Genomic DNA, 12013 nt, shown 5'->3' with positions numbered 1-12013 from the left:
TGTGTGAAGTTTAACCGCAAAGGTCGCAAAGTTTTACGCAAAGGTCGCAAGGATTGTATAAAAAAGTTTGCCACAGATTAAAGGATTAAATTGATCTTGAAATCTGCGATAAATTATGTCTCTCGCAGATTTTGCAGATTCGACAGATTGTTTTTTAAATTATCTGTGCAATCTCCTAAATCTGCGAGAGAAAAAAGCTTAAATCTTCTCCAGTAAAACGATGTCAAATTCACTGTCGATAATCACTTTTCCATCAATAACTTCTGTATTTTGATTGGAGTAGGTGTCTTTTAATTTAGTTCCGTTCGGGAAGAAATCGCCAACAGGAAGTTCTTTTCTGCCTTTTGGTAAATCTACTCCCATAATTACTTTATCGGTAAAAGCACCTTTTGTAAATGTTCTTGAAAAAGTATAAGGATTAGCATTAATCAGATTATGAATTCCGGCTCCAACGGCAGGATGATTTTTTCTAAACTGCCCTAATTTTTGCCAATGTAAAAGTGTTTTCTGGGTTTCAGAATTATTCTGAATAGCATCCCAATTCATGTTCGAACGTAAAGTTGCATCGCCCTGAGTTCCTTCAACTACTAAGGAACGATTTGATTCATCTCCATAATAAACTTGCGACATTCCTGGCGAAAGCAATAATTTATTTCCGGCTTCAATACCTTTTACTCGATTAGCATCAAAAGGCTGACCGTCATCGTGCGAAGACATATAATTAAGGACAGAATATCCTTTTAAGTCATTATTTAAATGATTCGAATATTTAGAAAATAAACCTTCGTAATCATTTTGAGCCGCGTTCCATTTAAATTCAAAATTGATCATGCTGTTGAAACCATTTTGGAAATAATTTACTTTTCGGTCTCCAAAATCATAATCCTGCCCACCGCTGATGCCGTAACCGTAAACTTCGGCAATGGTGTAAAACGGATTTTGATCTAATATTTCAAGAGGATGATGTTTTTTCCAGGTTTCAAAAGCGTAGTCACATTCTTTTTTAAAATCGGCCCAGACGTTTTCGTCGGTATGTTTTACGGTGTCTCCTCTGTAACCGTCAACGCCAAATTCTAAAACGTAATCTGTAAGCCATTTTATGATGTAATATTTTGGTGTTCTTGGGTAATTTGTTCTTTTGAAGAATTCATCCAGCGAAGCGATCTCTTTTTCGTAACGGCCTTCTTTTTTCCACTTTTCGATTAAAAAAGGCGGTAATTGTACTTCCTGAGTACTTTCTGTTCTTACGTCTGGAAGATTGTCTACCAATGTACACATCGTCGTATTTTCGAACGATTTGTAATCACAGACAACGCCGGTTCTTACCCAGTCTGAAGGCCAAACAGGATCTTCTGGAGTTACTGGACCAGTATGATTTATTACGCCGTCAAGAATTATTCTGATGCCTTTTTCGTGTGCTTTTTTTACAAGTTTTGCTAAATCTTCTTTAGTTCCGAAGTTAGGATCTAAAGCAGTCCAGTCTTTTGCCCAATAACCGTGAAAGCCATAACTCAATCCAGTTCCTTCATCAACGCCATCGTGAATTTGTTCGACAATCGGCGTAAGCCAAATGGCATTTATTCCTAATTTCTCAAAATATCCTGATTCTATTTTTTTAGTGATTCCGATAATGTCACCGCCTTCAAATCCGCGTAATTTTCCAGGAGTTTTAGTGCGATTGAAATTTAAATCGTTCGAATTATCTCCGTTGTAAAAACGATCTGTAAGTAAAAAATAAACATTTGCTCCTTCCCAGACGAAAGGTGTTTTCGAAGTATTATCGTTATTCATTGAAACTGATTTTGAGCCAGAACAACTCATTGTTAAGTATACTAAAGATAAAAAAAGGAAAGTGTATTTTTTCATTATTTTAGAATATTTTAGGATGGATTGTGTTGAAAAAAATAGCCACGAATTCACGAATTATTTTTTGACAATCTTTGACAGTAAAAATTCGTGAATTCGTGGCGGAAAATTGTTGCCTAAATTTTAAACACATAGAGACATAGCTTTTCTTTGTCTTAAAAAGGTTAAAATAAATGACTCGTCATTTACACATAGCTGTGCCTATTTAGGATAGCTATGTTTATTTAAACAAGTGAAACGCCTTTTACCGACCTAAAAAATCTATGTCTCTATGTGTTTAAATAAAATATTTATTCCAATTCTAAAACCAAAGCTGATTTTGGCTCTAAAGTAATTTCAGTAGCTAAATCAAATGTTTTTCCTGTAATAACATCTTTTCCTGATTTAAAGTTTTTGATGTTTTCTTTGAAACGATTTGTTTTTACAACCTGCTCTTTTGCATTGTTATTGAAAACTACCATTACGGTTTTAGCATCAGTATATCTGAAATAAACATATGTATTGTTTTCCGGAATATAATGTGTCATTTTTCCGAAATGAACGGCCTCATTCGATTTTCTCCAGTTGAATAATTTTGAAGTAAAATCAAAATATTCCGCTTGCTGAGCTGTTCTTCCTGATGCTGTGAAAGCATTGTTTTTATCGCCAGCCCATCCGCCCGGGAAATCCTGACGAATATCGGCATCACCTTTGCTTTTATCACCGCCCATTCCAATTTCTGTACCATAATACACTTGCGGAATTCCGCGAATGGTTGCCAATAAAGTCATGGCTAGCTTGTATTTTGGCAAATCATATTTGAACTTTTCGTTCATACGATCGGTGTCATGATTTTCGGCAAAAACTAAAATATTATTAATGTTTGGATATAAATAATCCATCGCAAAATTGTTGTAGAATTTAATCAATCCGCTATCCCAGTTTGGTGTATCTTCGTTGAAAGCTGAAGTAATTTGACTTTGAAGTGTAAAATCCATTACACTTGGCAAATTCGAATTGTAGTTTTTAATCGCTCCAATTTTACTGTCTTTTTGCCAATACGCCAAACTTGCCTGATTGTGCATCCATATTTCGCCCACAATATTAAAGTTTGGATATTCATCTGTAATTGATTTTGCCCAATTTGCCATAGCCGTCGGGTCAGAATAGTTGTAAGTATCCACTCTGAATCCATCAAGATTAGCGAATTCAATCCACCAAATGGCGTTTTGCGTTAAGTATTTTGCAACCAGAGGATTTCTTAAATTCAAATCGGGCATTGAAGGTACAAACCAGCCGTCAACACAAACTTCCTGATCTGCTTTTGAAGCGTGTGTATCTGGAATTACTTCGCGTCTGTGGTTTGTCTGAGTGAAATTTTCAAATTGATTGAACCAGGTTTTGGTTGGCGTATCTTTGATCATCCAGTGCGTAATTCCCCAGTGATTCGTCACATAATCCATAACCAGTTTCATGTTCTTTTTGTGCATTTCTGCAGAAAGACGAGCGTAATCGTCATTCGTTCCGTAACGTGGATCGATTTTGTAAACGTCCGATTGTCCGTACGTATGGTACGAATGCTGTTTGTCGTTGTCTTCGCATAAAGGCGTACTCCAGATTGTGGTTGCACCAAGTGATGAAATATAATCTAAGTTTTTAATAATTCCTTCAATATCTCCGCCGTGACGCCCACCCGGTTCTGCGCGGTTTCCTTTTTCAGTTAAAACGGCATCGCTGTCGTTTTTAGGATTTCCATTTGCGAAACGATCCGGCATGATTAAGTAAATCAAATCCGATGCATCGTAACTTTTTCGGTCTGCCGAATTTGCTCTTCTTTCTTTAAGCGAATATTTCTGGGTGAAAGCTACTTTATTATTGTTTTTGAAAGAGAAAACCAATTCAGATGCTTTGATATTTTGCGTATCAATTGTAACGAAAAGGTAATTCGGGTTTTCTGTTTTTTCTACATTTTTAATCACAACATTGTTTGAAACCGAAGCTTCGTATTGTGAAATGTTTTTTCCGTAGAACATAATCTGCAGTTCCGGATTTTTCATTCCGGCGTACCAAAATGGTGGTTCTACTTTTTGGATTTGCGCTTTCGCGGAAGCGGAAAAGAACAAAACCATTAGAACTAATTTGTAGAATGTGTGGTTAATTTTTAGGTTATTCATAGTTTTTCTTTTTAGTTCGATTTCCTGCAAGGTTTTCAAAACCTTGTAGGTATGAATTGAGTAAAGTTTTAGAAGACCTACAAGGTTTTGAAAACCTTGCAGGACACTAAGTGAGATTAAAAAAAAGACAAGTAATATTGGGGAAAATTACTTGTCTTAAAAAAAATTATTTCGTTTCAATTATGCTGATTGCATAACCTCCGCCAGGAGCAGATAATTGAGATAATTTTGATTTGCTTGTTACAGCAATTTTCTTGATGGTATAAGCTTGCGGATTGGTTTTGTAATGCGCATCTTTTGCATCAGCATAAATTGTTGCAGTGTATTTTTTTCCTTTTTCAAGGAAACTGAAATCGATGTTAGATGTACGAGGCGTTTCTCCGTTTACGTTTCCAATAAACCAGTTGTTTGTTCCTTTTGCTTTACGGGCAACCGTGATAAAATCTCCTGGTTCAGCTTCGATATATTTACTTTCTGACCAGTCTACAGCCACATCTTTAATGAATTGGAATGCATCTGGAAAACGGTTGTAGTTTTCTGGAGTATCAGCTGCCATTTGCAATGGGCTGTACATTGTAACGTATAAAGCTAATTGGTTACAGATTGTACTGTTTACATGTGATTTGTTGTCCGGATTCATTTTGCTGATATCCATTTCGAAGATCCCCGGCGTGTAATCCATTGGACCTCCAATTAAACGTGTAAATGGCAATACTGTAACGTGATTTGGTTTAGAACCACCAAAAGCTTGGTATTCTGTTCCTCTTGCTGCTTCGTTACCAATTAAGTTCGGGTATGTTCTGCAAATTCCTGTTGGACGAACCGCTTCGTGAGCGTTCACCATAATTTTATAATCAGCTGCTTTTTCGATTGCGTATTGATAATGGTTTACAATCCATTGATCGTAGTGATTTTCACCGCGAGGCAAAATATCGCCAACGTAACCGCTTTTTACAGCATCATATCCGTTGTCTTTCATGAATTGGTACGCTTTGTCCATATGACGCTCATAGTTGCGAACAGAACCTGAAGTCTCGTGGTGCATGATGATTTTTATGTTTTTAGATTTTGCATATTCGTGCAAACCTTTTACATCAAAATCTGGGTAAGGCGTCAAGAAATCAAAAACATAATCTTTTGAATGTCCAAACCAGTCTTCCCAGCCTTCGTTCCAACCTTCAACTAAAACGGCATCAAAACCATTTGCAGCGGCAAAATCAATGTATTTTTTTACGTTAGCATTGTTTGCACCGTGCGTTCCGCTTGGTTTTGCTTTTGAGAAGTCAGAAACTCCCAATTGCACTGTTGGAAAATCATTTGTGTATGACCAAGAGCTTTTTCCTGTAATCATTTCCCACCAAACACCAACATATTTTACGGGTTTGATCCAAGAAGTATCATCAATTTTTGAAGGATCATTTAGGTTTAAAGTCATTTTTGAAGCCAAGATTTCTCTAGCGTCGTCGCTTACCATAATCGTTCTCCATGGCGAATGGCTTGGCGCCTGCATATATCCTTTGTCACCTTTTGCATCTGGTGTTAACCAAGATTCGAAAACTAAGTTTTTATCATCTAAATTCAAGTGCATACAAGAATAGTTGATCAAAGCTGCTTCGTGCAAGTTGATGTAGATTCCGTCAGCCGTTTTTAACATCAAAGAAGTCTGAACTCCTGTTGGTGAAAAGTTTTTCTGAGAAACGTTTGCTGTATAGGCTTTCTCAGATAAACCTCTAATTTCAGATAATTTTGATTTTGTATAATCGTATTCCTGCGTGTCATAATCGCCTGGAATCCAGAAAGCAGTGTGATCTCCAGTCATCGCAAATTGAGATCTTTCTTCTTTAATTACGAAATAAGTAAGATTCTTTTGCGCTGGAAATTCATATCTAAATCCAAGTCCGTCTTCAAACAAACGGAAACGGATAACGATTTGTCTGTCTGTTCCTTTTTGATTTAAAGTTACAGCTAGCTCATTATAATGATTTCTGATATTGTCAACTTCTCCCCAAACCGGTTTCCAGGTTTCATCAAAAGTCGAAGTTTTGGTATCCACGACAGTGAAATCATTCAACAAAGATTTTTTATCATTTTTAAGTTCAAGACCTAATTTACTGGTTTTTACAACTTCTTTGTTTTTGTATTTTAAATTGTAAGTTGGAGTTCCGTCGTTTTGAAGCGAAAATTCCATTACGAACTTTCCTTCGGGTGATTTTAACTGTTGTGCTTCTGCAATCGAGCTAAAAGCAAACAAAATTAAACTTGCGAAAAATAAGTTTTTCATGTTTTTTAGTTTTATGTAATTAATTTATTTGTACAAATTTACTTGCAATTACAGGATTCCCATTAACTACAATTGTTAAATCTTGATCTCCATCTACCGTAAAAGTGGTTTCGTTGTGATTTACAGCTACTTTCAAAATTTGGTTTCTGAAATTAATTTTAAACGAATAGCCTTTCCATTCTTTTGGAATTTTTGGAGAGAAATGCAATTGATTATTTTTCACTCGCATACCACCAAAACCTTCCACAATACTCATCCAAGTTCCCGCCATTGACGTGATGTGACAGCCTTCTTCCACTTCTTTATTATAATCGTCCAAATCCAGACGAGAAGTTCTTAAATAGAACGTATAAGCCATATCCATTTTGTCTAAAACCGCAGCCTGAATCGAGTGAACGCAAGGCGAAAGCGAACTTTCATGAACCGTAAACGACTCATAAAAATCGAAATTTCTTTCTAATTCTTCTCTCGAAAAATGATCTTCGAAGAAATAGAAACATTGTAAAACATCGGCTTGTTTGATGTACGGCGAACGTAAAACGCGATCCCAAGACCATTTTTGGTTAATTGGACGCTGTGAACGATCTAAATCTTTTACCGGAACTAAATCTTTGTCTAAGAAACCGTCTTGCTGTAAATAAATTCCAAGTTCTTTTGAAGTTGGGAAATACATATCATCGGCCACTTTTTTCCATTCCTGAATTTCATTCGCCGAAAGGCTGACTTTCTCTAAAATGCGTTTGTGATCTGAAGGATATTCTAAAGCGACTTTATTGATTTGTTCCGAAGCAAAATCAATACACCATTTTGCAATATAATTGGTGTAGAAATTATTGTTGATGTTGTTTTCGTATTCGTTTGGACCAGTAACTCCCAGAATTACATATTGATTTTTTTCTTTAGAAAAAGAAGCTCTCTGGTGCCAGAAACGCGCAATTCCGATTAAAACTTCTAAACCTTTTTCAGGAATATAAGAGTAATCGCCGGTGTAGCGGTAATAGTTGTAAATCGCAAAAGCAATCGCACCATTTCTGTGAATTTCTTCGTGTGTGATTTCCCATTCGTTGTGGCATTCTTCACCATTCATGGTCACCATCGGGTACAATGCAGCGCCGTTTTTGAAACCTAAATTATCTTTAGCATTTTCAATCGCTTTGTCTAATTGATTGTAACGGTACGTCAATAAATTTCTTGCAACCTGCTGATCTTTTGTCGCCATATAAAACGGAATACAATACGCCTCAGTGTCCCAATATGTTGATCCGCCGTATTTTTCTCCGGTGAAACCTTTTGGACCGATATTCAAACGAGAATCTTTTCCTAAATAGGTTTGGTTCAATTGGAAGATGTTGAAACGAATTCCTTGTTGTGCTTTTACATCGCCTTCAATAGTGATATCTGACATTTCCCAGATTTTTGCCCAAGCCTCAATTTGATTTTGAAGCAAAGTTTCATATCCTGAATTTACTGCCGATTTGATTACTTTTTCGGCTGCAGCCAAAGTGTTTTCGTGGTTTAAAGAAACCGTATATCCACCAATTTTTTGAATTGATGAGGTTTGTCCTTTTGCAATAATAGTTCCGTAAGTGTACTGAACTTTATCAATAGTTGAATCGATTGTAGATGGCGAAACGTTGATGTTTTCTCCGTTTGCCAAAATCGTATTGTGCATGAAAGTCGTAACTTTAAAATGCGTTTTAAATGTCTGAGCAGTAACAAAAGCTTCGTTTGTACCTTTTTTTACTTCAAGCGGTTCCCAGAATTTTTCATCCCAGTTAGCATCTTCATTGGTAACACCGGCGTCAACGTAAGGTTTGTAAACGATTTTTGCATCTTTATTTAAAGGTGTAATATCGTATTTAATGATTCCGGCTTCATCTAAATCTAATGAAAGAAAACGACGAACATTTACAGCGATTTCAGTTCCGTTTTTCAGAACTGCTTCAAAAGAACGATTGTACCAACCTTCTTTCATATTCAATTCTCTGCGGAAGTTTCTAACTTCGGTACACGTATTTAAATCAAGATTTTCTTCGTTGATTTCAATGTCAATTCCGATCCAGTTTGGAGCATTTAGAACTTTGGCAAAATATTTCGGATAACCGTTTTTCCACCAGCCCACTTTTGTTTTGTCTGGATAGTAAATTCCAGCGATATAACTTCCCTGAAAAGTTTCAGCTGAATAAGTTTCTTCAAAATTGGCGCGTTGTCCCATAGCACCGTTCCCGATACTAAAAAGACTTTCAGACGATTTTACTCGCTCCGCATCAAATCCTTCTTCTATAATAGACCAATTGTCTGGTTTTATATAATCTTGGTTCATTTCTTTTAATTTGATAATTCAGTTAATTAGAAAATGAGATAATTACACGATTTGGAAATTATCTAATTGGCACATTTTCTAATTGATTAATTTTTCTACAAAGCCTGCTGTGATTTGGGTAAAATCTTTAAAAATATAGTCAGCTTCATGTAAAATTGTTTCCTCACCAATTCCCACACTTACCATTTCTCCGATATTTGCTGCCTGAATTCCGGCAACCGAATCTTCAAATACAATTGAATTTTTTGGATCAATGTTTAATAATTGAGCCGCTTTTAAGAATACTTCAGGATCTGGTTTTGCATTGGTAACGTCATTTCCGTCAACAATAACATCGAAGTAAGACAGAGTTCCTGTTTTTTCTAGAATTGGTCTTGCATTTTTACTGGCAGAACCCAATGCAATTCCTTGATTTTTCTCTTTTAATAGTTTTAGAATTTTTAAAACTCCTGGAAGAACCTCACTTTCATCCATGTGAACTAAATAAGACAAATAATCTTCATTTTTTTGAATCAGCCATTTGTCTTTGTCTTCCTGAGAAGCCTGAACATTTCCTAATCCAAGTATAATATCTAACGAACGAACACGGCTCACGCCTTTAAGAAGTTCGTTGTCTTCATGCGTAAAATTTATATTTAATGCCTGAGCAATTTTTTGCCACGCCAAAAAGTGATATTTAGCGGTATCGACAATTACGCCGTCAAGGTCGAATATGAATGCTTTTTTCATTATAAGTGAAATTCTTATTTATGATTTTTGAATGGTGTCATCTACATCTTTTACTTTGTAGACTAAAAGAGCGGCAATTAAGAAGCTTACTCCGCTTGTGATTAGTGCATAAATGGCATCTCCATTGTAAAGATATTTTACAATTGGACCTCCAATTAATGCGTTTACAATTTGTGGAATAACAACGAAGAAGTTGAAAATTCCCATGTAAACTCCCATCTTTTTTGGAGCGATTGATCCTGCAAGAATTGCATAAGGCATTGCTAAAATACTTGCCCAGGCAACCCCAATTAAGATCATTGGCAGTACAACCCAGTCTTCATTTGGCATGAAATAAATCGAGATTAACCCAATTCCTCCAATGATTAATGAAACGGCGTGAGTTGATTTTCTTCCAATTTTTTTAGCGATATACGGTAAGAAGAACAAAGCGACAATAGCAGAAACTAAGTTGTAAACGCCAAATAAAATTCCAACCCAGTCGCCAGCATCCTGATATTGCTGAGATGAAGTGTCGTTTAAAGGCAATTTGTAAATGTGATGCGCAATTGCCGGAGTAGTAAAAACCCACATTCCGAATAATCCAAACCAGGAGAAAAACTGAACCCAACTAAGCTGACGCATTGTAGTTGGCATTTTTGCAAAATCAGTAAAAATGTCTGTGATTTTTGATTTTTGTTCAGAATCAGAAATCGCATCATTTTGCGGATCTTCAAATTTTGCTAACTCTTCTGGCGAGTATTCTTTGGTTGTGAATAGAGTTACTAAGATCGAACCAATTAAAACCGCAGCGCCAATAATAAATGACAATGTTAAGTTTAATGGCACGCTTCCTGGAACAGTACTGTTTGAAATATGAAAATATTTTGTCAGTACATAAGGCAATGCTGAACCGATAACGGCTCCAAAACCAATTAATGAAGTTTGAATACTAAAACCTGCAGTACGTTGATCTGTTCTTAAATTATCGCCAACAAGCGCACGAAACGGTTCCATAGCAATGTTGAAAGAGGCATCCATAATCATTAACATTCCGGCACCAACCCAAAGAGCAGGTAAAATGGAAATGAAAATATTAGCCTGAGGCATTAAAACTAATCCTACCGAGGCTAAAATAGCGCCTACAAGAAAAAAGGGTTTTCGTCTGCCGAATCTTCCCCAAGTGTTATCGCTATAGTGACCAATGATGGGCTGTACTATTAATCCCATTAGGGGAGCAATAATCCAGAACCAAGAAAGTTCATGTACGTCGGCACCAAAAATTTGAAGAATTCTGCTGGCATTTGCATTCTGAAGTGCAAATCCCATTTGTATTCCTAAGAAACCGAAACTCATGTTCCAAATTTCCCAGAAACTTAATTTACGCTTTTCCATTATCGTAATTAAGAAATTAATTAGACGATAAGCGCTTTGCTTATCAAAACTTACTGTTTTTTCGAAGTAAAAGTAAAAGCTTTGATGGGCGTAAAAGTATTAATTATTTTTTTAAATAGCCTAATAAAAAAGCCATAAATATTTTTTATGGCTTTAGAATGTGTTGATTTTAAGAAAATTAGTCAGTAGATTCTCGTTTTATTAAATGTGTTTCTATGACTTCTGTAGTATAATTTTCGTTTTCTTCTTCGTCATCGTCATGTTCGGCTTCAAGTCTTTCGATAAGCATTTTGGCTGCTTTGTTTCCCATTTTTTCACCGCTCTGACTTACCGTTGTAATGCTTGGCGTAGAGTATTTTGAGATAATTCCGTCTGTAAATGCAATTACAGCCAAATCTACAGGAACTTTCAGTCCCATTTTTGATGCCGTTTTGATAATCGTTACTGCAAAAAGCTCGTTTACTGCAAAAACAGCATCAAAAGCTCTAGCGTGTAAAAGCTCAGAAATGGTTATTTCACAAGTATCAACATCTTCAATTTTAATGATCAAATCTTCGTTGAAAGGGATTCCGTTGTCTAAAAGCGCTTTTTCATAACCATCGGTTCTTAGTTTTCCAACGCTTACATAATCGACAGTTGTTACTAAAGCAATCTTTTTTCGACCGTTATCAATTAAACTTTGAACGGCTTCATATGCTGCAGCTTTATCATCAATAATTACTTTATCACACAAAATATCATTGGTAACACGGTCGAACATTACAACCGGCATTCCCTGATTTATAACTTCAGTAATATGATGAAAGTCGCCTTTATATTGTGTTTCTTTTGAAAGTGACATGATAAATCCGTCGATACTTCCGTTGGCCAGCATCTCCATATTTAAAACCTCTTTATCGAACGAATCGTCAGATAAACAGATTACTACACTATAACCGTGTTCGTTAGCCACCTGTTCAATTCCGTTGATTACAGTAGAGAAAAAATAATGTACAATTTCCGGAATGATAATACCAATACTTTTGGTTTTTCGATTTTTTAAGCTAAGGGCAATGTTGTTGGGTTTATAGTTGTAAAACTTGGCAAAAGCTTGCACTTTTAGACGTGTTTCTTCGCCTATTTCCAGACTGTTTCGAAGTGATTTTGAGACAGTTGAAATAGATACGTCAAGTTCTTTTGCTATCTGTTTTAAGGTTATTTTACGTTTCATGGTGTTTTTTGGAAAAAATCTAATTGATAATAAAGATGGATAATATTTTTGGTATTGACAATTTTTGACTTAAAAGA

Annotated in this window: 7 protein-coding genes; all 7 read right to left on the bottom strand. The window is 35.9% G+C overall.

Features of this window, described 5'->3' with window-relative positions; genetic code table 11:
- Window positions 1-198: 198 nt before the first annotated feature.
- The 7 genes from GKZ88_RS06060 to GKZ88_RS06030 all read right to left on the bottom strand — a co-directional run bounded on the left by GKZ88_RS06060 (window position 199) and on the right by GKZ88_RS06030 (window position 11936).
- Window positions 199-1866 carry an alpha-amylase family glycosyl hydrolase gene (locus GKZ88_RS06060; RefSeq protein WP_155101488.1) on the bottom strand — a complete coding sequence of 556 codons (1668 nt, stop codon included), beginning with the start codon at window positions 1864-1866 and terminating at the stop codon, window positions 199-201.
- A gap of 290 nt (window positions 1867-2156) precedes the next feature.
- Window positions 2157-4019, bottom strand: a complete 1863-nt coding sequence (locus GKZ88_RS06055) for a glycoside hydrolase family 13 protein (protein WP_230392468.1) — start codon at window positions 4017-4019, stop codon at window positions 2157-2159.
- 166 nt (window positions 4020-4185) lie between these two features.
- Window positions 4186-6300, bottom strand: a complete 2115-nt coding sequence (locus GKZ88_RS06050) for a glycoside hydrolase family 97 protein (protein ID WP_155101487.1) — start codon at window positions 6298-6300, stop codon at window positions 4186-4188.
- A 19-nt stretch (window positions 6301-6319) separates the two neighbouring features.
- On the bottom strand, window positions 6320-8623 hold the full coding sequence (locus tag GKZ88_RS06045) for a glycoside hydrolase family 65 protein (RefSeq protein ID WP_155101486.1): 2304 nt from the start codon (window positions 8621-8623) through the stop codon (window positions 6320-6322).
- Window positions 8624-8701: 78 nt separating this feature from the next.
- Window positions 8702-9355, bottom strand: a complete 654-nt coding sequence (pgmB, locus tag GKZ88_RS06040; protein ID WP_347343859.1) for a beta-phosphoglucomutase — start codon at window positions 9353-9355, stop codon at window positions 8702-8704.
- A gap of 15 nt (window positions 9356-9370) precedes the next feature.
- Window positions 9371-10726, bottom strand: a complete 1356-nt coding sequence (locus GKZ88_RS06035; protein WP_155101484.1) for an MFS transporter — start codon at window positions 10724-10726, stop codon at window positions 9371-9373.
- Between the two features lie 178 nt (window positions 10727-10904).
- Window positions 10905-11936, bottom strand: a complete 1032-nt coding sequence (locus GKZ88_RS06030; protein ID WP_155101483.1) for a LacI family DNA-binding transcriptional regulator — start codon at window positions 11934-11936, stop codon at window positions 10905-10907.
- Window positions 11937-12013 lie beyond the last annotated feature (77 nt).

Origin of the sequence: Flavobacterium sp. LC2016-01 (assembly GCF_009711135.1) — a bacterium.
In the GTDB taxonomy this organism is placed as follows: domain Bacteria; phylum Bacteroidota; class Bacteroidia; order Flavobacteriales; family Flavobacteriaceae; genus Flavobacterium.
Note: the sequence above shows the minus strand (reverse complement) of the source record. Positions and strands in the feature narration are given on the sequence as shown.